Source organism: Mesorhizobium sp. M0140 (assembly GCF_040322475.1).
Taxonomy (GTDB): Bacteria; Pseudomonadota; Alphaproteobacteria; order Rhizobiales; family Rhizobiaceae; genus Mesorhizobium.
In genome coordinates this window covers 132,319-157,917 of sequence record NZ_JAMYTM010000010.1, presented here as the reverse complement: position 1 = coordinate 157,917, position 25,599 = coordinate 132,319, and the positions used below count along the sequence as shown (strand labels likewise).

Annotated in this window: 20 protein-coding genes; 8 read left to right on the top strand and 12 right to left on the bottom strand. The window is 60.6% G+C overall.

Annotated elements, in window-relative coordinates; all coding sequences use genetic code 11:
* The first annotated feature begins 70 nt into the window (after nucleotides 1-70).
* Both NKJ37_RS13075 and gmk read left to right on the top strand, forming a co-directional pair.
* The gene (locus NKJ37_RS13075; RefSeq protein ID WP_352442178.1) at nucleotides 71-961 is read left to right on the top strand and encodes a YicC/YloC family endoribonuclease; all 891 of its coding nucleotides are present in this window, start codon (nucleotides 71-73) and stop codon (nucleotides 959-961) included.
* 3 nt (nucleotides 962-964) lie between these two features.
* The gene (gene gmk, locus NKJ37_RS13070) at nucleotides 965-1,621 is read left to right on the top strand and encodes a guanylate kinase (RefSeq protein WP_013532512.1); all 657 of its coding nucleotides are present in this window, start codon (nucleotides 965-967) and stop codon (nucleotides 1,619-1,621) included.
* A 50-nt stretch (nucleotides 1,622-1,671) separates the two neighbouring features.
* On the opposite strand, the gene rsmA is transcribed toward gmk, so the two are convergent.
* The 6 genes from rsmA to lptF form a co-directional block, all read right to left on the bottom strand.
* Nucleotides 1,672-2,511: a 16S rRNA (adenine(1518)-N(6)/adenine(1519)-N(6))-dimethyltransferase RsmA gene (rsmA, locus tag NKJ37_RS13065; RefSeq protein WP_352609739.1), complete on the bottom strand. Its 840-nt coding sequence runs from the start codon at nucleotides 2,509-2,511 to the stop codon at nucleotides 1,672-1,674.
* Nucleotides 2,512-2,521: 10 nt separating this feature from the next.
* Entirely contained in the window at nucleotides 2,522-3,538 is a 1,017-nt protein-coding gene (gene pdxA, locus NKJ37_RS13060) for a 4-hydroxythreonine-4-phosphate dehydrogenase PdxA (protein WP_502895161.1), read from the bottom strand.
* A gap of 13 nt (nucleotides 3,539-3,551) precedes the next feature.
* A complete protein-coding gene (locus tag NKJ37_RS13055; protein ID WP_023813768.1) occupies nucleotides 3,552-4,481 on the bottom strand; it encodes a peptidylprolyl isomerase in 930 nt (309 codons plus the stop codon).
* Nucleotides 4,482-4,580: 99 nt separating this feature from the next.
* Entirely contained in the window at nucleotides 4,581-7,019 is a 2,439-nt protein-coding gene (locus NKJ37_RS13050) for an LPS-assembly protein LptD (protein WP_352631891.1), read from the bottom strand.
* Nucleotides 7,019-8,104, bottom strand: coding sequence for an LPS export ABC transporter permease LptG (gene lptG / locus NKJ37_RS13045; protein WP_031213741.1), 1,086 nt, complete (start codon nucleotides 8,102-8,104; stop codon nucleotides 7,019-7,021). The genes NKJ37_RS13050 and lptG overlap by 1 nt, the downstream gene beginning before the upstream one ends.
* The gene (gene lptF, locus NKJ37_RS13040; protein WP_352773953.1) at nucleotides 8,101-9,303 is read right to left on the bottom strand and encodes an LPS export ABC transporter permease LptF; all 1,203 of its coding nucleotides are present in this window, start codon (nucleotides 9,301-9,303) and stop codon (nucleotides 8,101-8,103) included. The genes lptG and lptF overlap by 4 nt, the downstream gene beginning before the upstream one ends.
* Before the next feature lie 351 nt (nucleotides 9,304-9,654).
* Here lptF and NKJ37_RS13035 point away from each other — a divergent pair, with 351 nt between their 5' ends.
* Both NKJ37_RS13035 and NKJ37_RS13030 read left to right on the top strand, forming a co-directional pair.
* Nucleotides 9,655-11,166 carry a leucyl aminopeptidase gene (locus NKJ37_RS13035; RefSeq protein WP_352773975.1) on the top strand — a complete coding sequence of 504 codons (1,512 nt, stop codon included), beginning with the start codon at nucleotides 9,655-9,657 and terminating at the stop codon, nucleotides 11,164-11,166.
* 28 nt (nucleotides 11,167-11,194) lie between these two features.
* A complete protein-coding gene (locus NKJ37_RS13030; RefSeq protein WP_352631889.1) occupies nucleotides 11,195-11,644 on the top strand; it encodes a DNA polymerase III subunit chi in 450 nt (149 codons plus the stop codon).
* Nucleotides 11,645-11,732: 88 nt separating this feature from the next.
* Here NKJ37_RS13030 and NKJ37_RS13025 read toward each other — a convergent pair whose 3' ends face one another.
* A complete protein-coding gene (locus tag NKJ37_RS13025) occupies nucleotides 11,733-12,254 on the bottom strand; it encodes a DUF995 domain-containing protein (RefSeq protein WP_128305682.1) in 522 nt (173 codons plus the stop codon).
* Nucleotides 12,255-12,433: 179 nt separating this feature from the next.
* A complete protein-coding gene (locus NKJ37_RS13020; RefSeq protein ID WP_128305696.1) occupies nucleotides 12,434-13,357 on the bottom strand; it encodes a glycoside hydrolase family 26 protein in 924 nt (307 codons plus the stop codon).
* A 625-nt stretch (nucleotides 13,358-13,982) separates the two neighbouring features.
* Here NKJ37_RS13020 and NKJ37_RS13015 point away from each other — a divergent pair.
* From NKJ37_RS13015 to NKJ37_RS13005, 3 genes are all read left to right on the top strand, one after another.
* Entirely contained in the window at nucleotides 13,983-15,869 is a 1,887-nt protein-coding gene (locus NKJ37_RS13015) for a glycosyltransferase family 2 protein (RefSeq protein ID WP_352773951.1), read from the top strand.
* Nucleotides 15,870-16,096: 227 nt separating this feature from the next.
* A complete protein-coding gene (locus tag NKJ37_RS13010) occupies nucleotides 16,097-18,538 on the top strand; it encodes a sulfatase-like hydrolase/transferase (protein WP_352773949.1) in 2,442 nt (813 codons plus the stop codon).
* A 350-nt stretch (nucleotides 18,539-18,888) separates the two neighbouring features.
* Nucleotides 18,889-19,395 (top strand): hypothetical protein, encoded by a 507-nt coding sequence (locus NKJ37_RS13005; protein ID WP_352773947.1) that lies wholly within the window; start codon nucleotides 18,889-18,891, stop codon nucleotides 19,393-19,395.
* 158 nt (nucleotides 19,396-19,553) lie between these two features.
* Here the strand turns inward: NKJ37_RS13005 and NKJ37_RS13000 are convergent, their stop codons facing one another.
* Complete coding sequence (locus NKJ37_RS13000; protein WP_352773973.1) at nucleotides 19,554-20,555, bottom strand: glycosyltransferase family 2 protein; 1,002 nt, start codon at nucleotides 20,553-20,555, stop codon at nucleotides 19,554-19,556.
* 44 nt (nucleotides 20,556-20,599) lie between these two features.
* Complete coding sequence (locus NKJ37_RS12995; protein WP_031213747.1) at nucleotides 20,600-21,526, bottom strand: lysylphosphatidylglycerol synthase domain-containing protein; 927 nt, start codon at nucleotides 21,524-21,526, stop codon at nucleotides 20,600-20,602.
* Nucleotides 21,527-22,073: 547 nt separating this feature from the next.
* Here NKJ37_RS12995 and NKJ37_RS12990 point away from each other — a divergent pair.
* Nucleotides 22,074-22,550, top strand: a complete 477-nt coding sequence (locus NKJ37_RS12990) for a DUF995 domain-containing protein (RefSeq protein WP_352442186.1) — start codon at nucleotides 22,074-22,076, stop codon at nucleotides 22,548-22,550.
* 690 nt (nucleotides 22,551-23,240) lie between these two features.
* Here the strand turns inward: NKJ37_RS12990 and galE are convergent.
* Together galE and NKJ37_RS12980 are read right to left on the bottom strand one after the other, a co-directional pair.
* On the bottom strand, nucleotides 23,241-24,320 hold the full coding sequence (gene galE / locus NKJ37_RS12985; protein ID WP_352442187.1) for a UDP-glucose 4-epimerase GalE: 1,080 nt from the start codon (nucleotides 24,318-24,320) through the stop codon (nucleotides 23,241-23,243).
* Entirely contained in the window at nucleotides 24,317-25,354 is a 1,038-nt protein-coding gene (locus NKJ37_RS12980; protein ID WP_352442188.1) for a UDP-glucuronic acid decarboxylase family protein, read from the bottom strand. Before NKJ37_RS12980 ends, galE begins: the two co-directional genes overlap by 4 nt.
* Nucleotides 25,355-25,599 lie beyond the last annotated feature (245 nt).

The following is a 25,599-nucleotide window of genomic DNA, read 5'->3' as shown; positions in this document are numbered from 1 at the left end:
TTTTTTCAAGCCGCACTCGCTCCTGTCCGGAAGCCGGTTCAGGGCGATGTGCCAGGGACGTGTGGGCGATATGAATTTGCAGAGCATGACCGGTTTTGCACGTGCCGTCGCCGAGCACGAAGGCACTTCGATCGCCTGGGAGGTCAAGTCCGTCAACGGCAAGAGCGTCGAGGTACGGCTGCGGCTGCCGCAAGGCTTCGAACGGTTGGAACCTGCTGTCCGGCAGATACTTCAGAAACGTTTTGCACGCGGCAATTTCCAGGCGACGCTGACCATCGGCCGTGCCGTTGGCGCGCAGGCGCAGCCGGTCGTCAACGAAGCCTTCCTGAAGGACCTTGCTGGGCTCGCCAAACGGCTGCAGGAGCAATTCGGCGTTGCTGCGGCGACGTCAGATGGATTGCTTTCGCTGCGCGGCGTGCTCGACATTCCTGAAACCGTCGAAACCGAGGAGGCGAGGGCCGCGCTCGATGCCGCGATCATGGTCGCGCTCGAAGTGGCCTTGAACGGGCTCGAACAGGCACGTCAGGGCGAAGGAGCCGCGCTGGCTTTGCTGTTGTCGGGTCATATCGACACGATCGAGGTGCTGACGCTGCGAGCCGAGGCGGATCCATCCCGCGAGACGACGGTGATTCGCGAACGCATCGCCGAGCAGGTCAGGCTGCTGATGGACGCTTCCGCCAATCTGGATGCCACCCGACTGCACATGGAGGCGGCGTTCCTGGCCACCAAAGCCGATATTCGCGAAGAGATCGACCGGCTGAAAACGCATGTCGCGTCCGGCCGGGCTCTGCTGCTGGGCGGCGGTGCGGTCGGTCGCAAGCTCGATTTTCTGGCACAGGAATTTAACCGCGAATCGAATACGCTGTGTTCCAAATCGAATGCCGCAGCCGTCACCGCGATCGGCCTGGACCTGAAGGCGGTGGTCGACCAATTTCGTGAACAGATCCAGAATCTGGAGTAGCCGATGGTTGCCAAGGATTTGGGGTCCCGCATTCGCCGCCGGGGCCTGATGCTCGTCCTGTCGTCGCCATCCGGCGCCGGCAAGTCGACGATCGCGCGCAATCTTCTGGAAAGCGATTCCAGCCTCGAACTGTCGGTCTCGGTCACCACCAGGCCGCGCCGCGGAAGCGAGATCGAAGGCGTCCACTATCATTTTCGGACGATGCGCGAATTCGAGCGGCTTCGTGATTCCGACGCACTGCTGGAGTGGGCCGAGGTGCATGGCAATTGCTATGCGACGCCGCGCGAACCGGCCGAACTGGCGCTGTCCGAGGGGCGCGACATGCTGTTCGACATCGACTGGCAAGGTGCCCAGCAGCTCAAGGAGAAGATGCGCGCCGACATTGTCTCGATCTTCATCCTGCCGCCATCGATGAAGGAGTTGAAGGCGCGGCTGAAACGTCGCGCTGAAGACCAGGAGGCGGTGATCGAGACGCGGCTGAAAAACGCCCGCAACGAGATCGAGCACTGGAAGGAATATGATTTCGTCATCGTCAATGACGACCTTGACCGCGCCTTCGCCGAAGTGCGCGGTATCGTCGTCGCCGAGCGGCTAAGACGCGACCGCCGGCCAGGCCTGTTCGATTTCGTCTCTGGACTGTTGGACGAGAAGACGGGCTGAGGCGGTGAAGCGCCAATCTCCCCCACGAGGGGTGGGAGATCGGCAGCTTCTTACACCGCATTGGTCAGCCGCACGAACTCCTCGACGCTCAGCGTTTCGGCGCGGCGTGTCGGATCGATGCCGGCGCGTTCGAGCAGGGCCTCGCCGCCGAGGTTCTTCACGCTTTGCCGCAGCATTTTGCGACGTTGGCCGAACGCGGCTTCGGTGACGCGGCCGAGTTTTTTTACCTCGGCGGACAGAGGGGTCGGGCGCGGCACCAGATGCACCACCGAGGAGGTGACCTTTGGCGGCGGCGTGAATGCCTGTGGCGGTACGTCGAAGGCGATCCTCGCCTCCGTCCGCCAGCCGGCAAGAACCCCTAGCCGGCCATAGCTGTCGCTGCCGGCGGGCGCGACGATGCGCTCGGCCACTTCGCGCTGGAACATCAAAGTCATCGAGGTGTAGAAAGGCGGCCAGTCGCTGACCGTCAGCCAGCGCACCAGCAGCTCCGTGCCGATGTTGTAGGGCAGGTTGGCCACGATCTTGACCGGACCGCCGTTCCCGGTCGCTCGGCTGGCAAGGCCTGCGAAATCCGTCTTCAGCGCATCGCCGGAAACAACCTCCAGCCGGCCGGGATAGTGGTCGGACACTTCGGCAAGAGCAGCCAGGCAACGTTCGTCGCGCTCTATGGCGACCACATGGCGCGCTCCGTTGTTGAGCAAGGCGCGGGTCAGCCCGCCGGGACCAGGACCGACCTCGATTACTGTTGCATCGGACAAGTCGCCGGCGGTGCGCGCGATCTTGCCGGTGAGGTTGAGGTCGAGCAGAAAATTCTGGCCGAGCGCCTTCTTCGCCTGCAACCCATGACGCTCGATCACCTCGCGTAGCGGCGGCAGCCCGTCGATGCTCATGCCCGAGGTCTCATACGGCGATTGCCTTCGTGTTCGTGTCGGCCAGCCGCCGGGCAAGCTTCAGCGCGGCTATCAAGCTGTCGGGCCGCGCCACACCCTTGCCGGCGATGTCGAAGGCCGTGCCGTGGTCGGGCGAGGTGCGGATGAAGGGCAGGCCGAGCGTGACATTGACCGCCTCGTCGAAAGCCAGCGCCTTGGCCGGGATCAGCGCCTGGTCGTGATACATGCAAAGGGCCGCGTCGTAGCCCGCCCGCGCCCGGACATGGAACAACGTGTCGGCCGGCAAAGGGCCGAAAGCGTCGATTCCTTCGGCACGCAGGATGTCGACCGCCGGGCGCACGATCAGCTCGTCCTCGAGGCCCATGGCGCCGCCTTCGCCGGCATGTGGGTTGAGCCCGGCAATCGCCAGCCTCGGCTTGGCGATGCCGAAGCGGCCGGTAAGGTCGGCGGCGGTGATGCGCGCGGTGGCGACGATCAGTTCGGTGGTCAGTGCCTTCGGCACCTCGGCCAGCGCGATGTGGATGGTGACGGGAACGGTGCGCAGGTCGGGTCCTGCCAGCATCATCACAGGCATCGCCTCGACGCCGCTGTGCCGGGCTGCCAGATGCGCCAGATATTCGGTGTGGCCGGGAAAGCGAAAGCCCGCATCGTAGAGCGGCTTCTTGGCGATGGGGCAGGTGACCACGGCCGAGGCTTCGCCGGCAAGGCAATCGGCGACGGCGCGGTCGATGGCCTCGATGGTGGCGGCCGCATTGGCCGGATCCGGCCGGCCGGGGCTGTCGATGCAGCCGGCGGCTAGCGGAACGATCGGCAAGGCGCGGGCAAAGACCTGCGCCGCTTGCGCTGATGTCGTTTCGACGACCGGCAGCGAAATGCCGAGCAGGCGCGCCCGGGAGGCGATCAGCGCCGGATCGGCGAGCAGGTAGAAGGGGGGCAGGGCGGCAGCTTCGCGCGCCATAAAGGCGGCGATGGCGATCTCCGGCCCAATGCCGGACGGATCGCCGGCGCTCAACGCGAGCGCACTCACTGTGTTGCCCACGTCAGCGCTTGACGATGCGGGCTTTTGCCTTCAGCTCGTCGACATATTTCTTGCTGAGCGCGTCGGCATCCTTGTCGCCGCCGGAGCCTTCGGCCTGAAACGCCATCTGGGCGACCTTGTCGTCGGACACTTCGCGCGACGAGCAGATGCCGATGAATTCGACGCCGCGCTCGGTTTCGCGCGTGGCGGTGGCACCGCCGACTTTGGTAGCCTTGATCTGCTCGGCCCAGTCCGGCGGCAGCTGCGGCGCGAGCACCCGGCCCAGATCGCGAACGGTGACGTCGATCAAGCCCTTGGCGAATTCGCGCGTCGTGTTGCAGCCGTTGAAGCGGGCGCGCATGGCGTCGGCCTCGCGCTTGCGTTTGCCCAGCGTCGCGCTGCGTTCAGCCGCCGGCACCACGAAGATGACCTGCTGCAGCATGTATTCGGTGGCGCTCGGTTTGGCGCCGCCTTTTTCGAGCATCTTCCTCACGAGATCCTGCTCGCTGACGGCACCTGTGCCGTCGCCGGAACGGTAGCGTGCGCTCAAAGCCTGGTTCCAGGCCATCTGGGCGCGGATGAATTCCTTGAAGTGGCTCTTGGTGACACCTGACTTCTCCATGACGCCGTCAAGCTGGCTGAGCTGCATCTTGTTGCTCGAGGCAAAGCGCTGATACGCCGCCTCGACCTGTGCGTCGCTGATGCGGATGCCAAGCCGCTTGGCCTCGGCCATACGCAGCGTCTGGTCGATCATTTCCTGGCCGGCATCGCCCTTCTTGCGCTGCAGCTTCAGGAAGGCGGCGCGATGGGCGATGTCGCCGCTGGTGACCGGAATGTCGTTGACGACGTATTTGATCTCGCTGGCGAAAGCCGGCGGCGTCATTGCAGTGATCGACACGGACGTCGCCGCCACGAGCAACGCGAAACCTGCTGAAAAGAGGTATTTCCTCATCGTTGGTATCCCAATTCTATCCCGGTCCCGCCCAATTTCATCTTTCCAGGTGCGCGAAATCCGTGCCAGCCCTATGCGGCGAAACGATGTCGCCGATTGTTACTGGATCGTGTCGACGCCACTGGTCGACGAGCCGAAATCGCCGAGGGTGCGGAACGACAGATTGAAGCCGATGGTCTGCGACACCTCCCTGGTGTTCAGATCGCGCGACTGCGAGTAGGTCATCAGATAAGTGAAGCAGGAATCGTTGTAGGCGAAGCCGACACCGTCCTTGACCAGCAGGCTTTGCTGCAGGTCGTAGGTTCCTGTGCCGAAGACGCGCCAGTTTTCGGCGAGATGCGTGGATGCACCAAGTGTGACTTCGTGGCGGTCTTCCGTGAAACCGTACAGCGGCTGGGCCTGGATGAAGGCGTATTTGGCGCTCAGCGACACAGGCAGGCCGGAATAGGCGGCCTTCACCTCGGCACGGCGGACCTCGAAACTCTGTTCGTCGAAACGGCCGCTGACCGAGGCCGCGAAGCCGTTGGGGCTGTTGATGCCGAACAGGCCGACATAGTCGGACTTGGTCGTGTCGAGGCCGGAATTGGCGCCGGCATTGACCAGATCCGGCGCGGCAAAGGAGTTCTCGCCGCCGATCTGATAGGATTGGCCGAAAATCGCATTGGTGCCCCAGCCATTATTGTACGAGCCGGAATAGCGGAAGCCGACATTGGCGCGCGAACCGCCTTCGACGCGGTCGTAACCGGAGAACTTGTCGCGCTCGAACAAGGTGGTCGCGTCGAAGACCATGCTTTGGGCGTCTTCGTTGGGCACTGAGAGGCCGCCGACATATTGCTCGTTCGGACGCATGAAGACCTGCGCCATTGGCTCGATGACATGGCTGGACCCGCTGGCCATGGAAAACAGCACCGGCCAACGCATCTCGAGGCCCGCGGTTGCCATGTAACGGGCAAATGACGAGCGCATATCGTCCTGCTCGCCCAAATGCGTTGCCATTCGGTCGATGGCGTCTAGCGAAGCCGACGATGCGTTGAGGTAGTCCACATCGCCCTGCAGCGCGAGCAACGGCGTTAGCACCAGTCCGTCATCTGTGACGAAACTCCGCTTCCACTCGGCCTCGGCGGTGAGACGGCCCGATTCGCCTTCGATGCCGCGGACGCGCTGCGTCGGAGTGAGGGCATTGTAGGGCTGGACGAAGGTCTCATCGACATCGTCGCGGCGGATGACACGCGCGTTGACATTGAGGGACAGCTGGCCGCCGGCCACCGAGGCATCAGGAATATAGGCGTAATCGAGCGACGGCAGCACCCACGGCTGTTGTCCACTTCGCGCAGAGATATTGTCGTCAGGCGTATCTTCCTGCACATCGAAATGCATGGCGCGCACGTCGAAATAATTGCGGCCGTTGAGACCCGTCAAGTAGACTGACGACTGGTGAACGCTGCTATTGTACTTGTCGATGCCGTAGGTGTTCGAGAAGTTCTTGTCGGTCTGCAGCAGCACGTCCCAGCCGAAGTTCCAGCGTGAGTTGATGGCGAACTGCCCCTGGGTACCCATCATGCCGCGGAATTTGTTGGGATCGCCGGCGCTGCCCGAATTGACGTTGTGGCCAGAGCTGGATGGGAAGGCAGTGGTGTCGAGGAAGGCGTCGGGATTCTGCTGGTGTATCCCGGCGATCTTCAAGCTGTACTCGCCATTGTCGAAGCGCTGACGCCACTCGGCCTCACCGAGGAAACCCTGCCTGGTATAGCCGGTGCCGGTGACGGTCAGGTCGTAGGTCGGCGCCAATGCGAGATAATAGGGGACTTTCACGCCGACGCCGAGATCGCTCTTGTAGATGATGCTCGGGATCAGGAAGCCGCTCTTGCGCTTCACCGTCGGGTCGGCAATTTCGAATGCAGGCAGATAGGCAAGCGGAAAACCGAAGAATTCGAAATTCGCATTCTCGAAGCGAACCGTCTTCTTCTCACCGTTCCAGATGATCTTCTTGGCCTTGACGCGCCAGGTCGGCGCTTTGTCCGGCTTATCCTCGCACGGCTCGCAGGCGGTGTAGACGCCATTGTGGAAAGTGGTCAGCACGCCGCCCATGCGTTCTGCGCTTTCGGCGGCGAAATAGGCCTTGTCGATGGTCTCGACCCGCAACGCGTTGACGAAGCCGTCGGCGAAGTCATCGGTGATGTCGATATGTTGCGAATTGATCTTGGTGCCGTCGCTGTTGATGACTTCGACGTTGCCGCTCGCGACCATCCGCTTGGTGTTGCGGTTGTATTCGACCCGCTGGGCGACAAGGCGATTGCCACCATAGTCGATCTGCACACCGCCGACGGCGGTCACGGTCTGGTTGTCGTTGTTGTAGACCAGCGTATCGGCCGCCAGCAGCATTTGCGAGCCGGCCGGAACCGATGTCGCCATGTCGCCGACGTCCTGCGCAAGCGCCGGTGCCGGAACGGCGTAGGCAAGCACGCACGCCAAGGCGGTCGCCGCATAGAGGCGCGCCAAACCGGCCTGCCTGTTGCTGGGCAAAAACGCCTCCCTCACTAGCCGTCTTCCTTGTATAGCAGGAAAGTCACCCCGAAGAACATAGCCACCATGACCGGTACCCAGGCGGCTACGACAGTCGGCACGAATCCCGCCACGCCGAATGCCTTCACCAGCACCGAAACGACATAAAGCAGAAAGCCAGCGATGATGCCACCCAGAATCATCGTCGCCGACTGTCCCATCCTGGCAAATCGCATTGAAACCGTTGCCGCGATCAGCGTCATGGCGACGAGAAGGAACGGCAACGCCACGAGCGAATCAAACTGCATGGCAAAGGCATTTGCCTTGAGGCCAAAGGAGCGGGCAACCTCGACCTTTCCGGGCAGGTCGTAGAACGGGATGGTTTCGGGGCGAGCCAGCCGCTCTTGCACGAATTCGGGCTTCAGATTGGTCGGTACGCGATCGGTTGCCGATGCCTGGATCGTGCCGTTCTGGAACGTCTTGACGTCCTGCAATTCCCAATAGCCGTCGCGCAGGAAGGCACGGGCGGCGTCCTTGCGCTCGACGATGTTGCCTTGCGGGTCGAGAATGAAAAATACGACATCGGCCATTTCCAGGCCCTGGTTCAGGATGGCCCGCGCACCGATGATGGTGTCGCCCGAACTGGTTTTCTGACGGATCCAGGGCGCGGCATCGGCCGAGACCGTATTCGATTTGCCCGAACGCAGCTGGGTTTCGATCTGCTCGGACCAGGAGAATGCGTGCGCGGCGAGTGGATTGATGACGCCAACCGACAGGACGCCGAACAGCAAGGCTCCGATACAGCAGGGCAAGAGGAACTGCCAGGCGGAAACACCGGCGGAACGCGCGATGACCAGCTCGTAGCGCCGGTTCAGCGACACCAGCGTCGCCATCGCCGAGAAGAGACCGACGAACGGCACCGTCTGCAGCATGATCATCGGCATACGGAGGCCTGAAATGGCTACCGCCGTGCCGTAGGTGAAGCCGGGCAGGCCGGTGGTGCGTCCGGACAGCTCGGTGAAATCGATCAGGAACACCAGCGCCAGGAGGCCGATGAAGAACCAGATGGTGATCGTCACATAGCGGAAAAAGAAATAGCGGCCCAGTGTCCAGCCCATCAGCCGACCCCTTGGCCTGATGCGCCGCGCCTGGACAAACGCAATTTGAAAGCATTCCAGCTGTCAGCGATGCGCGTGGCGAAGTTTGTCATCCAGTCCGCCCAGGTCACGGGCAGTTCCAGTGTCCGGTTGGAGACGATGAACCAGATCGCCACCGCGGAAGCCACGATCGGCACGCCATAGACCATATACGCATATTGCGGGACCTCATCCGCCTTGCTGGCGGCAAAAAAGCCCAGCCAACGCACGAACAGCGATATCGTGATCGCCGTGATCAGCGGATTGACGCGCGCCTCGCGGTGCGAGCGCGCATCGCCGGCGACTGCAAGCGCGATCAGCGCGAAAACCATGGAATAGGTCCATTCCGAGAACCGTTGGTTGACCTCGGCCCGGTATTCGTAGGGGTTCTGCTGATAATACTTGTCGTTGGCACCCGGGTTGAGCAGGTACTGCGTCGTCTGGTCCTTGGGCAGGAGCGTCACCGCCGAAGCCGCCGCCATGAAGGCCGACATGTCGAAGGCATAGGAGGTGAAGCGGATGACGGAGAGATCGCCGGTCAGCGTTTTGCGATGGATGACGCCGTCATTCATCATCAGCACCTTTTCACCGCCGCGTTCGACGATGCTGCCGGTCTTGGCGTAGTAGACGAGGTTGACGCCTTCTTCGCGCGAATCGGCGACGAAAATGCCACCCAGCCGATTGTTCGGAAGGCGCTCGCCGATCTGCAGGAACAACCCGTCGTCAATCTTGCGGAAGGTGCCTTCCTGGATGATCAGCGACAACAGATCCGCGCGCGACGACGCCACCAGGGCCCGGTTCTTCTGCCGTGCGTAAGGGTCGATGCCGTTGTCGACGGCAAAGGAAAAAACGGCGGCGGCGAGCGCCAGCAACATGATCGGCCGCACGATCGTCCAGCGCGAGGCCCCCGCGGCGTTGACGACGGCGAGTTCGGAATCCGAATTCATGACACTGAGTGTCTGTGCGACCGCTACCACCAGGGCAAAAGGCACCACGATCGGGATGATGGACGGAAGGATGAAGGCGGCGACTTCGAAGAAGGTCAGCGCCGACTGGCCGCTGTCGGTGACCAGATCGATCTTTGCCAGCACCTGCGTCGTCCATACGATCGCCAGCGTCCACACAAGAGCGGCCATGAAGACCACGAAAGCGCGGCGCATGATGTAGCGTTCAACGACCTTCATGAAGGCTTTTCTCGATTTTTTCGAACGGCATCATGCCACCGAACAAGGTAGCTGTCCGGCAGCGCCTGCACAACTGGCTCATCAGATGGTCTATCCGGGTTCTGTCCCACATCACGCCCCCCGGCTGGGCGGAGTGTCGGCGGGAATGGATAAGAAAGGGCGAACATCGATGGTTAACAACAGGTTGCGGCAAAAAGCGGGGCCGTGCCGCGACGAATCGTCATCGATTCCATAGGTCATATGGGATGCCAATTCGGCAAAGTCTTGCCAAATGCCGGAAAACGACCAAATGTCGCGCATCGTTTCGAACCGCTTCCCCAAAAGTCGCGCATTCCCTGAAAGCAGGACATGATGAATCAAAGACCGTCGATCGCCTTCGCCAAATTTTCCGGGTCCCAGAGCGCGGTGAACAAGAAGGGCACGGTCTTCGTGCTCGCGGCGGATGAGGGCGGCCTGAGCGACGTCGCCAAGGCCGGTGATCCCGGCAAGACACTGGAGCGGGCCTTTCCCGTGGCTGAGTTCACGGGCAAGTTCGCCAGCACGGTGGAAGTTCTGGCGCCGCAGGGAGCATCGCTCGACAGACTGGTGGCGATAGGCGCCGGCAAGGTATCGGGACTGGACGAATATGCGTGGTTGAAGCTTGGCGGCACCGTTGCCGCGTCGCTGCGCAAGGCGACCGAAGTGGCGGTGGTCCTCGATGTGGCCGGCGCCTCGCCGAGCGCGAAAGACGCGGCAAGCCTTGCCGCGGGCATTCTCCTGCGCAGCTATTCCTTCGACAAGTACAAGACCAGGAAGGACAAGGACGACGGCAAGGCAGAGCCGAAGAAGCCGGTCAAGGTGACCATCCACACCGCCGATCCGGCCGCTGCGAAGAAGGCCTTCGCCGATGCCGAGGCGGTGATAGACGGCGTCCTACTGGCGCGCGACCTCGTCAACGAACCGGCAAACGTGCTTGGGCCGGTCGAGTTCGCTGCCCGCGCCAAGGAACTCGATGCACTAGGCGTCAAGGTCGAGATATTGGCTGAGAAGGAAATGAAGAAGCTCGGCATGGGCTCGCTGCTCGGTGTCGCGCAAGGATCGCCGCGCGGCGCCCGCATGGCGATCATGCAGTGGAACGGCGGCAAGCCGAAGGACAGCCCGATCGCCTTCGTCGGCAAGGGCGTCACTTTCGACACTGGCGGCAATTCCATAAAGCCGGCCTCGGGCATGGAGGATATGAAGGGCGACATGGGCGGTGCCGCCGCCGTTACCGGCCTGATGCATGCGCTGGCGGCCCGCAAGGCGAAAGCCAATGTCGTCGGTATCATCGGACTGGTCGAAAATGCCGTCGACGGTCATGCCCAGCGCCCCGGTGATATCGTCACTTCGATGTCGGGCCAGACCATCGAGGTGCTCAATACCGACGCCGAGGGCCGCCTCGTGCTGGCCGATGCGTTGTGGTACTGCAACGACCGCTTCCAGCCGAAATTCATGGTCAATCTGGCGACGCTGACCGGCGCCATCATGGTGGCGCTCGGTCAACATTATGCCGGCCTCTTTTCCAACAATGACGAACTGGCCGAAAAGTTGGCGGCGGCGGGGCAGGCGACGCAGGAACGGCTGTGGCGCATGCCGCTGGGGGCCGAATACGACAAGCTGATCGATTCCAAGAACGCCGACATGAAGAACATCGGCGGCCGTTTTGGCGGCGCCACCATCGCGGCGCAGTTTCTGCAGCGCTTCGTCAAGGACACGCCATGGGCCCATCTCGACATTGCCGGCACGGCGATGGGGGCGCCGTCGAACGAGATCAACCAGTCCTGGGGTTCCGGTTTCGGCGTCAGGCTGCTCGACCGGCTGGTGCGCGACAATTATGAGCAGTGAACGGGTTCAATCACTATAGGCTGAAGCGATGGCCGACGTCCTGTTCTACCACCTGACCGAATCGACGCTGGAGGATGCGCTGCCAGGCCTCCTGGAGCGCAGCGTCGACCGTGGCTGGCGCGCCGTGGTGCAGACAGGCACCGAGGAACGCCGCGATGCGCTCGACCAGCATCTTTGGACCTTCCGGGACGATTCGTTCCTGGCGCACGCGACCGATCGTGAGGCTCATCCCGGCGAACAGCCGATTCTGTTGACCACCGGCGACAGCAATCCCAACGACGCAAAGATAAGGTTCCTGGTCGACGGCGCGGTGCCGCCTGACCTTGGCGGCTACGAGCGCGCCGTGTTCCTGTTCGATGGCCACGATGCCGCCCAGCTCGAGGCGGCGCGAGGGCACTGGAAGGTGATGAAGAGCGCTGGCCACGCCGTCACCTATTGGCAACAGACGCCAGATCGCCGCTGGGAGCGCAAGGCTTAAGGCAGGTCGCCTGAACGTGACTGAGGCAGGTCGCTGACCGTTCAGTCGACCCGCTTTTGGACCAGTGACCTGTCGCGGATGAAAGTCTCTACTGCTTTGCCTTGATCCGGCTCTGTTTGCGGCTGACGTAGTCGCCGTGTTTCAATTTCATGAACGCGTCCGCAAGGTTGCGGTGCGAACTCCTGAATACGTACCATTCTCCATCCGGAACCCGGCGCTGGTAGAGAATCCTGCCTGCCTGGCGATGTTCAAAACAGGAAAGAGCGTTGGAGTCGCCTCCGGCTCCGTGCCATTTTGCGCGGAAGCACAGCTTGCCTCCTCCGGGAATGAACCAGATGCCGTCACCGTAGCCCAGCTTGCGCGCCTTGTCCGAGGTCCAGGCACTGAACTGACGGCGCTGGACGGCAAAATATCCAGCACCCTCCCGACCCCAGAGCCACGAGCGGTTCTGGTACATCTGGTAGATGCCTTCGTCCGGCACCACCTCTGCCCGCATGGCCTGTTCGGCGATTTTCGTCGCCGTCTTGGCCGTTGCGGGAAGCTGGAAAGCAAACAGACCGATGGAACAGGCAAGTGCCGTTCCGATACAATTGCCCAGTACTCGTTTCACAACCCCTACCCCTACTGTTACGCCACGCCCGGTTTATTGGAACGCCTGGAACCGGATGATTTCAGGTGGAATCCTGAAATCTGAATCCGCCACTAAATCAAAGAAACGGAGCATGACGCCTGGACAAACGGTGCCCCGTTTGTCCGAAAAGCCGCTTCTCACTTTTTGAGTATCATGCTCTAGGGCAAGACATGCTGGGTCACCCTCCAGTCGGGCAGACCATAGCCACCCAGCCACGGCCACACTTCCTTCTGGTTGAAGTAGACGACCGAAGTCAGCGCCGGAAACTCCGCGTAGGATTTGCGGGAATCTTCCTGCCATTTCGAGACATAGTCCTGCTTTCCGACATAGCCGAGTTCCGCAACGACGATCGGCTTGTTGAACACCGCAACGCGGTCATAGCCGGGCTTCAGCAGTTCAGCGAAGGTGCGGTCACGACCGGTCTCGTCACCGTCTTTTTTCTGCAGACCGAACACCGACAGGCCGATGACGTCGACATAGTCGTCGCCGGGGTAGTATTTTTCCAAACCCTCTTCGCCTTTGGGCGACCACATGTACTTGGCGGCGGGGGCAGCCTTGCGGCAGATGTCGACTTCGCGCTTGTAAGCGGAGATCCAGTCCTTGGGAGCCCAGTTGGCCCAGGTGAAGCGGCCGTTCTTGTCTTCCATTTCCTGAGCCCAGCGAATGGTCACCGGGCTCTTCATCTGTCCCACCAGGCCGCAGATTGCCTGCATGTTGGCATCATATTTGCCGCTCAAAATGCCGTCGCGCAATTCGGGCGGGGTGATGCGCCAGTCCTTGGACCATGTCCACGGCTCAATCGTGATCAGAAGCGAACGGCCGCGCTGCAGCGCATAAGCGTCGGCAAGCGGCAGCGTCGACAGATCGACGTCTTCCCAGGGCAGGAACAGCTCTTCGATGCTGGCGCTCTTGTCGGTGCTGAAGTCCCCGTAGGGATCATAGGAACCGAACGCCGACGCAGCGCTGCTCGTCTGAACGGGGTCGGTCGCGGTTACGGAGCCGGCCCCTCCTGCAGTAGGGAAGGCGGCGCTTCCGCCCAATACCAGCGCGATTGCAAGTGCCTTTGCCGCGGAGTGTGTCATCATAGATTCTCCCATGGCCTCGACTTCTCGCGGAAGTTAAGGCTTCGCCCGTGCGCATCGATGCCTGATCGATACGGCTACCCAAAAAACCTATCGGCTCGATTGGCGGAATCTGCGGGATTTCGGAGCGATCATTGGCGGTTGTGCGAACCTTCGCACGAAGCCCACCCAAAATTACTTCTCAAGGCGCCAACACAGAAGGAGCCGTCGAGAGAGTTTCGCCGCGATACCCACAAATTCGCGTCAATATTCCGATATATCATCCCTGTCTAATTTAAGAGCCGGGCGGACCAAAGAGTCAAGCGCAATTAATGGTTGCTTAACCATGATGTTCGCAACATGGTTAACGCTGCCTTGGGCGCTTCTTCCTGCGGGCAGCCTCGGCCCCTTCGACGGATTCTCCGACGCTGAAACTTTTGCCGGCTGTGATTGCAGTGCTGGTCGGGGGAGGCGTCCACGGAATTACCCTCCCGATTCAAGATGTTAAGTTAACCAATTCGCAAGAAGTATAGTTAACCAACACTTAATTTAGTTGACTCTAAGACACCCAAGTGGATTCTAAGGGCGGGTTTTCAAGGCGCGTCTGCCGTCGTTCGGCTGATGCTCGGGTGGCGGCGGTACGTGTATGAGTGTTTCCGCGGACATGGGGATCATCAGCGGCAAGACCATGCCGAAACGGGGGCGTGGGGCGGCTCCGGGGAAGGCGGCGGAGAAGCCTCCTTTTCTGGTGCCGGTGCTGTCGGCCACCCAGCGGCGGATCTGGAGGCTGGGACTTGCCTGCTGGTCGGTAACGTTCGGATTTTTCTGGTTCTGGTGGCTGCAGCCCGGGCACATCGAACATGTCATTCCATACATGCTGGCGACATTGACGCTCGTATGGCTGACGTTCATGCCGATGTATTTTCTCTTGAACGTGCATGCGATGAAAAAGCCGTCCAGTCTTCACACGATCCCGGAACGTTCGCGGGTCGCGATGGTGGTGACCAAGGCTCCGTCCGAACCGTTTTCGGTGGTTGCGCGAACGCTCGAAGCGATGCTGGCGCAGGACTGTCCGCATGATACCTGGCTGGCCGACGAGGACCCGTCAGAGGAAACGATTGCCTGGTGCGATGCCCATAACGTCATGATTTCGACGCGGCGCGGGCGGGAAGATTATCACCGCAAGGTGTGGCCCCGCCGGACGCGCTGCAAAGAGGGAAACCTGGCGTTCTTCTACGACCACTATGGTTATGAGCGCTACCACTTCGTCGCTCAGATGGATGCGGACCACGTCCCGACACCAACCTATCTCAGGGAAATCCTGGTCGCCTTTGCCGACCCGGCGGTTGGCTATGTATCGGCGCCGAGCATATGCGACAACAATGCCGCTGAAAGCTGGTCGGCACGCGGCCGACTGTTCCCGGAAGGGATGTTCCACGGACCCTTGCAGTCCGGCCATACGGGCGACGGAACGCCGCTCTGCATCGGCTCGCACTATGCCGTGAGAACCGCAGCGCTCAAGCAGGTCGGCGGCCTTGGCCCGGAACTGGCCGAAGATCACTCGACGTCCATGCTGTTCATTGCGGCTGGTTGGCGCGGTGTGCATGCCATAGACGCCATTGCCCATGGCGATGGCCCGCAGACCTTTGCCGATCTTGTCACGCAGGAGTTCCAGTGGTCGCGGAGCCTGATGACGATCATGCTCGAATACTCGCCGATATACCTTTCCAAGCTATCGCCACGGCTGAAATTCCAGTTCCTGTTTCGCCAGCTCTGGTATCCGCTTTTCGCCGTGTTTTCGCTTGTCATGTACGTCATGCCTATGTACGCGCTTCTGACGGGGAAGAGCTTCGCCAATGTGACGTATGTTGATTTCCTTTTATACTATGCTCCGAACTCTATTTCCCTGATTATGCTGGTGATGTTGCTGAAGGCATTCGACCTGTCGCGCCCGCTCACTGCCAGGACGATCAGTTGGGAGGGAATGTTGTTCTCATTCTTCGCGCGTTGGCCGTGGGTGCTGGCGGGCACGCTGTCGTCGATCCGTGATTATGTGACCAAGTCGTTCGTGGATTTTCGTGTTACCCCCAAGGGCAGTGGCCCGAAAAATCTGCTGCCTGCCCGCGTCATCGTTCCGTATGTGGCACTTGCAATCGGAGCTTCGCTGCCGGTCCTTCTAGTGGACCGCGCGTCGGATGCCACCGGCTTCTACTGGTTCGCTGCCTTCAATGCGTTCGTCTACGGGCTGCTTGTGGTCGTAATCATCACCAGGCACCTGGCGGAGAACAGAATTTCGTTGCGGCGCAATGTTGCGAAACTCGCCTTGCAGGCCTCGCTCGCTGGCATTGCGCTCTTCGTCCCGGGCGCTGCGTTTTATGACCGCGGCCTGGAAGGCATATATGGGCTCCAGCAGGGAGCAGGCGGTGTGCGCATCGTCAGCGTGGCCTACCCGGTTTCCGGAGCCGGGCGTGGTGGGAGCGGAACCCGCACATTCCATCTTGACCCCGCCTGGGATCGGCCAATCGTCAGATAGTCTGGAAGAGCCTGGCGCCCGCCAACTCAGGAATTGCCATGACAAAACACCCAAGGCACGGGGATTTCTCGACCCCAGGGGTGGAAGCGGTGGCTAATTCGAGATCTGTCGGTTCGCCGGGCGAGTGAACCTGGCACTTGGAAAATGGCAGCGGCTTTGAGATTGCAACGTAGCATCAGGCCCTTTGCTCTTTCGGTTGTCATCGCGGTTATGCACGGAACGGTCAGATGGAATTGAAGACACAGCCCGGTTCACAAGGTTCCAAGCGCTTCCTCCGCGCAGGCCTGCTGATCGCTTGCACCGGGTTTTTCTCCTGGGTGCTTCTGGGTGTCTACCGCGGCTTCATCATCGATCCCCAATCGACGCTCCAGGGTCGCTTGGCCTCTATCCCCGGCGGGATAGCGTCAAGCTACCACGATCTGATTTTCATTTCGTCGCTGACGGCAGCAGCCCTGCTCCTGCTTTTCCTGGCAAAGGCCAGCCGCCTCTTCGGCGTCGTCGTGGTCATCACTTTCTATCTCGCCATCCTGATTTCGCTATGTTGGGGGTTTGCCAACATCAATCTCGTCAAAATGCTGAGCGAGCCGTTTACTTTCCAGTGGTTGATCTATGGCGACTTCCTGCAGAATGCCGACGCCAAGAACGCCATAGGTGACGCGCTCAACCCAAGGGATTTCGCATTCTCGTCGTTGTCCATAGTTCTGGCGCTGGTCTTGGGTTATGCGACAGCAGGGCTGTGCGTGCGGCTGGCGGGAACTGCTCGAGCGGTATTGCTGGGGACGCTTTTCCTGTGCGTCGGTGCTGGACTGGTCGGCACCGGGTACCATGTTCGGGCGACGGCCTTGCCAGAGGCAAAGGTTGCCAACCCTATCGTGTACTTTGTTGAATCGGCTCTGTTCAGTCCGACCCCCGTCGTTTTCGCCGTGAATACCGGGGTGGACGTTGACGTCGCCAGCGTTGGGGAACGTCCGGCGGAGACGTCCAGCTTCAAGGTGCAATCACCAAATCCGATAAAGAACGTGCTGGTTTTCATGATGGAATCGGTGCCATCCCGATACGTCGAGACGTTTGGTGGAAAGTATCCTGTTACACCAAACATAAAGAGCTACTCAAGTGACTCGATACGCTTCGACAATATATATGCGCACACTCCCTCTACAAACTATTCGATATTTTCGTTGTTCAGCTCGATGTACAATGACATATCTTACTATGGAATGACCGCGAGCCATCCGGATCTGCCGCTGAGTTCAATATCCAACACTCTGACCGCAAGCGGCTTTCGCACCGGATTTTTCTGGAGTGCGGATTCACGGTTCCAGCGCGTGGATGAGTTTCTGCTCAACAAGGGGCTTGATGTCATTCAGGACTACCGTGGGCAGAAATGCGATATTCCCACATTCAAGCTCAGTTCCAAGGAATGGAAGAATTTCGACTACAACAGCGATCTCTGTACCGCTCAATCCGTCATCAACTGGGTGAATGAGGATGCCGAAAATCCCTTCTTCGCGGTGATGTTTACGGCGATGACCCATTACCCGTATCTCATCGACAGCCCGCTGTTTACGGCGATGAAAGAGATCCCCGACCTCTCTGACGGCTCGAAAGTTCACTATTCCGATGACGAGAAGTTCAACGCCTACCTCAACGCGCTGAAGGTCGGCGACCAGGCGCTGGGACAGATACTCGATTCACTCAAGCAGTCCGGCAAACTCGATTCGACGCTTGTGGTCATACTCGGCGACCACGGTGAAGCGTTTGGAGAGCATGGGAACTACGTTCATGCCAGTGCTCTCTACGAAGAAAATATCCATATCCCGCTTATCATGATCAACAAGCAGCTTTTCCATGATGACGTCGCACATGCTGTCGGTGGGATTATCGACATAGCCCCGACCATCCTCGATATACTCGGCCTTCCGCTTCCAAGATCCTGGCAGGGTCACAGCTTGTTCAGCGAGCAGCGGCCGAACAAGACATTCTTCTTCATTCCCTGGAGCGGTTTCCAATTCGGCTACCGCGAAGATGATCGAAAGGTCATCTTCAACGCGACCACCGGCGGCATCGAGGCGTATGATCTCAAGACGGATCCTGCGGAAAAGGCCAACCTCATCAAGGCCGGCACCGGCGATCGCACCGCCATCCTGCAGCCGATCGCGGGATGGGTACAGTCGCAGAAGCGCCGCGTTGCCGATATGATCGCCGACGCGGCGAAAGATGCGGCACGTTGCCGGATCGCCAGCCTTGAGATCGACGCGGCCGGCACCAGCTTCGAAGGTTCCCCTCGGCTCGACGTGCTCGTCGACGGAAAGCCGGTTGGACAGGCGGACGTCCTGGGGACGGAAAGCACGGCGATCACAGCAGAATCGATCGTCGCGGAGTTGAAGGCAGCGTCCGCTCATACCGTACCATTTCGCTTCAATCTAAGCGCCGTGCCCAATCCGCGGAAAATCGAACTCCGCTATGCCAACGACCTGTGGGCGGGGCAGGGCAAGGCTGGCGATCGCAACCTGTTCGTCAAGAATATCAAGATAGACGGCCGAGTGGTGCCGAAGGGCAAGCTGCATGTCGACAACAAGACTGTAGGGTTCATCGATGACAGCGGGACCAGCATGTTCAACAGCGGCTCGCTGTGGGTCAGCGGTCCATTTGTCGAGGGGTGCATATAGCGGCATAGGCACTCTGGAGCGGGCCGCCGCATCCAGCCACTTCCGGCGATAAGGATCGCCAGCCCTTTTTTTCGGCTGGAGAGAGCCTGGGGCAGTCGGCCCTGCCGGCGCCGGTTGCGGCGCTGAGCGTTTTATACATCGCAACATCCCTGACAGCCCGAGCGCCGCTTCTGTTTGCCGCAGGCGCGAGTGGGTCGCGTATGCCGGTGTGCCGTTTGGCAAGGCTCCGTCTGCCAGCCGATCCGACAATCGAATTTCCTTCAAATTCGAGCGAAGAGTGAAAGGCTGCGTTCATTATGACGTTTGCACGAATTTTAATAAGTCTCTTCTAATATGACGGAACGATGTGAATGGAAAACGACCACTCACGAGCGATTAGAAAACGACGGATTCGAAGTATATTCTTTGCTTTCAATCACGTTGCATTACAGGGCAGGGAGCAGATGATGAGACAATTTATGGAAAATCTGACCGGCAGAAAATATGCCTATGCTGTTGCTGCAATCGCATTGGCCTCGATGGTGTCAGGCTGCCAGACGATGGACACGACCAAGACCAGCTCAATCAACGGACGGATCGTTGATCAAGGTTTTGGCAAGAAGGTCCAGCACGTCAAGAAGCTCGATCGCGTCGGAAAGAAGGTTCTCTACCGCAAGCCGCTCGCACAGACGACCATGGTGACGCGTACGAGGGAGGAGGCCTATGCGGCCTTCGTGCGGCCGCAACGGGTCGGCAGGCCGGCGACGGTGAAGGTTTCCTACAGTCCGGGCAATGGTGGCCCCTTCCTGGGTCATTCGCCTTGGATTTGTGGCCCGAGCGGTTTCGGCCAGCGCGCCAGCTGCCGTTCGCGCTACTAGACCATCGGACCTAAAAGTGGCGGCGCGATTTGACTGAAGAGTCCGCCGCTCTTGTCTTCGCTGGGGGCGCGAGTCGAGGGCGAGAGGTTGCCCCAGACGTTGCGTTTACCTCTTGCCCTCCGACCGCTATTCGGAAGCCGCTGGCAGACGTGGTCAGATCATGATGGCCGGCCCGGGCGGAGCCAGCCGTCATTGTCACCGGGCGCCGGGCGCGGCCGCGCGACATAGGCCGATGCTCCATTCGCTTCGTGATAGACCCGTGCCAGCATTTCAGCCAGCACGCCCGATGTCACCATCTGCACCCCGGCGATGAGCAGGAAGAAGCCGGTGAACAGCATCGGGCGTGTTCCGATGTCTTCCGCGAAAAACAGCTTCAGGCAAAGCAGGTAGGCAAGGATCAGCGAACCCAGCGCGCCAAGCACGATGCCGATGCCGCCGAAGAAGTGCCCAGGTCGTGTGCGATAGCGCATGAAGAAATACATGAACACCAGATCGAGCACGACCCTGAAGGTGCGCGAAATGCCGTATTTGGACTGGCCGTGGATGCGGGCATGGTGCGTCACCACCTCCTGCGCGATGCGTCTGGGTGTCGTCACCGTGGCCAGCCATGCCGGGATGAAGCGGTGCATCTCGCCATAGAGCTTGACGCTGCGGATGACGTTGCCGCGATAGACCTTCAGGCTGCAGCCATAGTCCTTGAGGCGCACCCCGGTGACGCGCGCGATCAGCGCGTTGGCAATGCGCGAGGGCAGCCTGCGCATGAAAAACCCTTCCTGGCGATCCTTGCGCCAGCCGACCACCAGGTCGAGATCCTCGCTCAACAGGCGGTAGACCATACGCGGAATGTCGAAGGGATCATTTTGCAGGTCGCCGTCGATCGTGGCGATGACGTCGCCGCGCGCCGCGTCGATGCCGGCCTGCATCGCGGCGGTCTGCTTGTAGTTGCGCACCAGCTCGACCGCATGCACATGCGGGCCGTAATGCGCCGCCAGGCGCCTGATCTCGCTCACCGTCGCGTCGGTACTGCCGTCATCGACCAGCACGACCTCCCATGGCTGCTCGTAGCGTTCCATAGCCTGGTGAATCCGTGCCAGCAGTGGCTCGACGTTTTCGGCTTCGTTGTACATGGGTACGACGATGGACAGTGTATGGTCCGGCATCACCGTGCCGTCAGGCAGTCCCGAAGCAGGGATGGGCAATACGCTCATAGGGATGGTTTCCTTGCAGGGCCGACGGCCGGGTTCCCCGGCAGCGTCGATTTCGAGGGAAACAGCCAGGCGATCGCACCCGTGGCGATTGCCGAGCAGAAGATGAACAGATGCAGTGCCAGCGCTGCCTGAAGGCCGCTCTTCATGGCAATGCCGGAGGTGAGCAGCGCCGCCGCTGCACCCGCCTCGTAGGTGCCGAAGCCGGCAACGCCTTGCACCGGCAGTATGGCGGCGCCTTCGGCCCCGACGACGCCTGGAAAGGCGGTCGAAAAGGATGTCCCCAGCAGCATTGCCAGCAACCATCCCTGTACGGTGAGCTTCAGCGACCAATTGGCGATCGTCCACCACCAGCCATAGCGCGATCGGCCGGTCGCCTCGGTGAAGACATCGCGCAGCCTGCCGAGTTTCGCCACGATCTTGCCGCGGCCTGCCCAGTCATGCGGCGCCCGCGCCCAGCGCGGCAGATACCAGGCGGCAGCGACCACCGCCGCCACGCCCGCGATCCTTGTCGCCGGATGCAGGCCCGGCCACACCACCAGGGCCAGCACGCCGACGACGAAGGCATCCTGCAGTCTGAACCACAGAAGCGAGGCGCTGGCGCGCATGATCGGTATGCCGAAGACCTGGCGCAGGAGCAGGGGAAAGGCCGTCTCGCCGCCGCGAAAGGGCACGACGTTGATCATTGCATTGTGGATCAGGATGATCCGCAGGCAGGCACCGAAACGGCCATGCACCTCGTCGCGGAACTCGTCGCAGACGCGCAGCGCGCGCAGCACGTAGGTGACGAACAGCGCAAGCGCCACCGCCGCGAAAGCGCCGGGCGTGATGCTCGCGAAAGCATCGCCCACCATCTTCCAGCGCGAGTCGCTGACGACCCACGCCAGCAGGGCCAGGCTCACGATTATTGAGGCAGCTCGTTTCAACAATTCAACAATTCCTGCGCAGGCTTGCGCTATCGGATTCCGTCGGCCGCGGCGTGCTGTATCTCAAAATCCACAGCATTGGTAGCGGCACAAGCCTTTCCGATCGATCGCATTGCCTGGCTTGCGAGCGCGCATCCGCGCAACTTCAGGCGGCCGCTGAACCTCCGGCATCGGCCTGCTTTCCGACCCGACTATGGCCTCGGTTTCATCGATGGCTGCTGATTAGGTCGGCCGGCTGTCCGGATCCATAAGCCCGATGCGCAATCGCGATGTTGCCGTCTTGATGGACAATGCGCGTGTCGCGAATAGTTGTTGCCCGCGTGCTTTGCGGCGGTTGACACCGCCTTTCTCACGACTGTTAAATGGTTCGCGTGGCCGTCAAAGTGCTGACGCAGCCGCCTTGGACCGAATAGACATGCGAGTGCCAACTATGCCGACAGCTTTGATCAGATCGCTGCCGCTTGATGTCGGCCGTCGGCATCGCAAGGGGCCTCGGCGGTGTGCAAGTCTCAAGCAACTTGTGCTGCTCCTAGCTCTTTGCGGTCAGGTGGCTGTTTCGGGAGCGGCGCACGCGGCCGCCGCCAACGACAAAAGCACGGCGGAAGCCGGTACCGCCGCTGTTCCGACTGCTTACGAACTACAGCTTCTGTATGCCGGCCGCACATGGATATGGAAGGACGGAGCAGCTTATTTCGCGCGGGACAATCGACACCTCAGGGCCTGGACGTCCGGGCAGGGCACGGCAACCGTCGCGGAGGGCAGATGGCTGGTGACCAAGGACGGCAAGATGTGCATGGAGCTCGCCTGGCGATCGAAGAGCTACACCGGCGAGCCGCACCGCACCTGCTACAGCCATCGCATTCAGGGCCGGAACATCGAGCAACGCAAGGATCCGGACGGGGAATGGTACGGTTTCAAGCGATCTCCCGAGGATCCTTCCGACGAATACAAGAAATTCGAAGCAGGCGACACCAAGGGCGCGCAGTTCGAAGAGACCCGCAAGCTGGTCGATGCCAAGAAGTAGGCCATGCTTCCAGCCACGCTGAGCCAGTGGCCTGGCTGTTCTTGCCGTGCGCCTGTCGCGGAACCCGCGAATCGCCTATGGTTAAGCCTTAAGCGGCTCGGCAGGCGCGGTCGGCGCGCCGATCGCATCTAGTCGCATTCAATTGCATCAGCCAGACGACGAGACGATGGCCTGCCATACGGTTTTGATGAAATTTAATAATTAGTGATATCTAATATAACGTGTGATGTGCGAGTGGTCACTCATGCGGCGTGAAAGCGGCCCAAGTATAGTATGTCGCAACGCGCCCTTGGCTTATACTTGATAGCAAGGGACAGAGGATGAGAAATTCCGCGAGCGTATTTTGCTCAAGCAAAAATGTCGTATCTATTGCCGCGGCCGTAGCGTTGAGCTCTATGGTTGCAGGTTGTCAAGGTATGGACGCAACTGAAACCGGTTCGGTCCTTATCAGGCCCATAGTCCACCCGGTCCGCAGTCAGCCCGCGGTCCAGCCCGTGCAGGCCACATTTCTCGTGCGCTCGCTCCGTGCCGACCATCCGATCCAGATGACAAGCACAATAGCAACTGAAAGTGCCTACGCCTTTGCACCACCGCAACGGATCAAAGCCAGCACGCCGGCGCCGGTGAAAATCTCGTTCAATCCGGGCGATGGCAGCACGTTCTCGGGCGGCTCGCCTTATATCTGCAGCCCTAGCGGATTTGGCCAGCGCGCGAGCTGTCACCCCCGCTATCTCTGACTCGTCGAGCGACGACCGACGCTGCCACCCTGGCTGGCGGCAGTTTCATTGGCTTGGTCTTCAGTCCGAAAAAGGGAGCGGCCGTCCTGACAATGGTGTCGATGTCTGAAAGCTCCGGCACAAAGCCAAGATGTTCGCGTGCGCTTCCCGGATCGGCGTAGAGCTCCGCCGGATCCCCAGGGCGTCGGCTCCTGAGCACTGCCGGAACCGGCCTCGACGTCATTCGGCCGACCGCCTTGACGATCTCCTTGATGGAGATGCCCCGCCCGGTGCCGAGATTGACCGCAAGACTTCGCCCGCCACCCTCGAGATAGATGAGCGCTTTCAGGTGAGCGCGGGCCAGATCGGTGACGTGGATATAATCCCTTACGCAGGTGCCGTCCGACGTGTCGTAGTCGGTGCCGAAAACCTCGATCGCGTCGATGATGCCCGATGCGGCCATGAGCACTCTGGGAACCAGATGGGTTTCCGGCGAATGCCACTCACCGAGCTCGCCGTCGGGATCGGCGCCACAAGCGTTGAAATAGCGCAGGATCGCAAATTTCATTCCATACGCGGATGCATAGTCGCCGATGATCTGTTCACCCATCAGCTTGGAGCGCCCGTAGGGGCTGATCGGATTTTGCGAGGAGGTCTCGCGAACGGGCAACGCTTCCGGCACGCCGTAGGTCGCACAACTGCTGGAGAAGATGATGTTTTCGATCGAACTCGCGCGTGCGGCATCGAGCACCGCGATGGTGCCTGTCACATTGGTCGAATAATATTCGGCCGGCTCGCGAACGGACTCTCCGACATAGGCCAGCGCCGCAAAATGGATCACGGCCGTCGGCCGGTACGTTTCCATAGCCCGCCGCAGTGCATCCTGATCCCGGATATCGCCGACGACAAGCGGACCCCAGCCGACGGATCTCTCATTGCCGCGGCTCAGATTGTCGAAAACCACCGGCATGTAGCCGGCGGCGGCCAGCTGCTTGCAGGTGTGACTGCCGATGAAACCGGCTCCACCCGTCACCAGGACTGCCGGCCGGCTCATGAAGCGGCAGCTCCTCTGGCGATGTGGCTTCCGTAAAGCAGGGCATCAAAATACTCGACGGTACGCGCGAGCCCCTGGCTCAAGCTGATTTTCGGCTCCCAGCCGAGATTGGCCTTGGCAAAGGAGATGTCCGGCTTGCGCTGCCTGGGATCGTCGACGGGCAGCGGCCGATGCACGATCTTCGATCGGGCGTTGGTGTAATCGACGACCAGCGTCGCCAGTTCCATGATGGTGAATTCGGCAGGGTTGCCGAGATTGACCGGGTGGGCGGGCGCGCTCGGCGCGTTCATCAGTCGGATAAAGCCCTCGATCAGATCGTCGGCATAGCAGAAAGAGCGCGTCTGTTGGCCGCTGCCATAGACGGTCAGGTCCTCGCCGCGCAGCGCCTGGACGATGAAGTTCGAAACCACACGCCCATCGTCGGGCTGCATGCGGCGACCATAGGTGTTGAAAATGCGGGCGACACGGATATCGAGGCCATAGGTCCTCGAATAATCGAAGAACAGGGTTTCGGCCGAGCGCTTGCCTTCATCGTAGCAGGAACGCGGTCCGTGCGTGTTGACGTTGCCGAAGTAGCTCTCGGGCTGTGGGTGCACGAAGGGATCGCCATAGACTTCGGATGTAGAGGCCTGGAATATCTTGGCCTTGTTCTGTCGCGCGAGTTCCAGAAGGTTCAGCGATCCAAGCACGCTTGTCTTGAAGGTGTGGATCGGGTCTGCCTGGTAGTGCGGCGGAGAGGCGGGGCAGGCGAGATTGTAGATCTCGTCGCATTGAAGATCCGAAGGCAATGCATCGACGATGTCGTGCTCGATGCAACTGAAGCGCGGATTATGCAGAAGGGTATTGAGATTGTATCTTTTGCCGGTGTGGAAATTGTCCAGCGCGACAACGTCGTATCCGTCCCGCAAAAGACGTTCGCACAGATGCGATCCTAAAAATCCCGCTCCTCCGGCGACAAGGGCGCGTGGTCGGCTTTGGTTGGCGCCCCTTTGGCTGCCGGATTCCAGTTTCAGAACCTTGACAAGCTTACTCATGCTTTCCTCATACGCACCGCACACGCTACCGCCGGGCCGGGACAAAGCATCGCCCGGCCACGTTCCTCAGAACGTGGCAAACCTCCGCATCTGCGGAACCGCCATCACTGATGTGCGTCAATTTTTCTTTGGCTTTCGCGAAGCTGGTGCGACTACACAACCTCCGTGCTGCCACTCAGCATTCTCTGCGCCCCGAAATCGCGATTACACGCTCGGTGTCACCATCGTCGATTGCTCGCCCAAAT

Bases quoted from the DNA above. Each gene is read 5' to 3' on its own strand.
- NKJ37_RS13075 (WP_352442178.1), top strand. From the start codon at position 71: ATGAATTTGCAGAGCATGACCGGTTTTGCACGTGCCGTCGCCGAGCAC.
- gmk (WP_013532512.1), top strand. From the start codon at position 965: ATGGTTGCCAAGGATTTGGGGTCCCGCATTCGCCGCCGGGGCCTGATG.
- rsmA (WP_352609739.1), bottom strand. From the start codon at position 2,511: ATGAGCATCGACGGGCTGCCGCCGCTACGCGAGGTGATCGAGCGTCAT.
- NKJ37_RS13055 (WP_023813768.1), bottom strand. From the start codon at position 4,481: ATGAGGAAATACCTCTTTTCAGCAGGTTTCGCGTTGCTCGTGGCGGCG.
- lptF (WP_352773953.1), bottom strand. From the start codon at position 9,303: ATGAAGGTCGTTGAACGCTACATCATGCGCCGCGCTTTCGTGGTCTTC.
- NKJ37_RS13035 (WP_352773975.1), top strand. From the start codon at position 9,655: ATGAATCAAAGACCGTCGATCGCCTTCGCCAAATTTTCCGGGTCCCAG.
- NKJ37_RS13030 (WP_352631889.1), top strand. From the start codon at position 11,195: ATGGCCGACGTCCTGTTCTACCACCTGACCGAATCGACGCTGGAGGAT.
- NKJ37_RS13020 (WP_128305696.1), bottom strand. From the start codon at position 13,357: ATGACACACTCCGCGGCAAAGGCACTTGCAATCGCGCTGGTATTGGGC.
- NKJ37_RS13015 (WP_352773951.1), top strand. From the start codon at position 13,983: ATGAGTGTTTCCGCGGACATGGGGATCATCAGCGGCAAGACCATGCCG.
- NKJ37_RS13010 (WP_352773949.1), top strand. From the start codon at position 16,097: ATGGAATTGAAGACACAGCCCGGTTCACAAGGTTCCAAGCGCTTCCTC.
- NKJ37_RS13005 (WP_352773947.1), top strand. From the start codon at position 18,889: ATGGAAAACGACCACTCACGAGCGATTAGAAAACGACGGATTCGAAGT.
- NKJ37_RS13000 (WP_352773973.1), bottom strand. From the start codon at position 20,555: ATGCCGGACCATACACTGTCCATCGTCGTACCCATGTACAACGAAGCC.
- galE (WP_352442187.1), bottom strand. From the start codon at position 24,320: ATGAGCCGGCCGGCAGTCCTGGTGACGGGTGGAGCCGGTTTCATCGGC.
- NKJ37_RS12980 (WP_352442188.1), bottom strand. From the start codon at position 25,354: ATGAGTAAGCTTGTCAAGGTTCTGAAACTGGAATCCGGCAGCCAAAGG.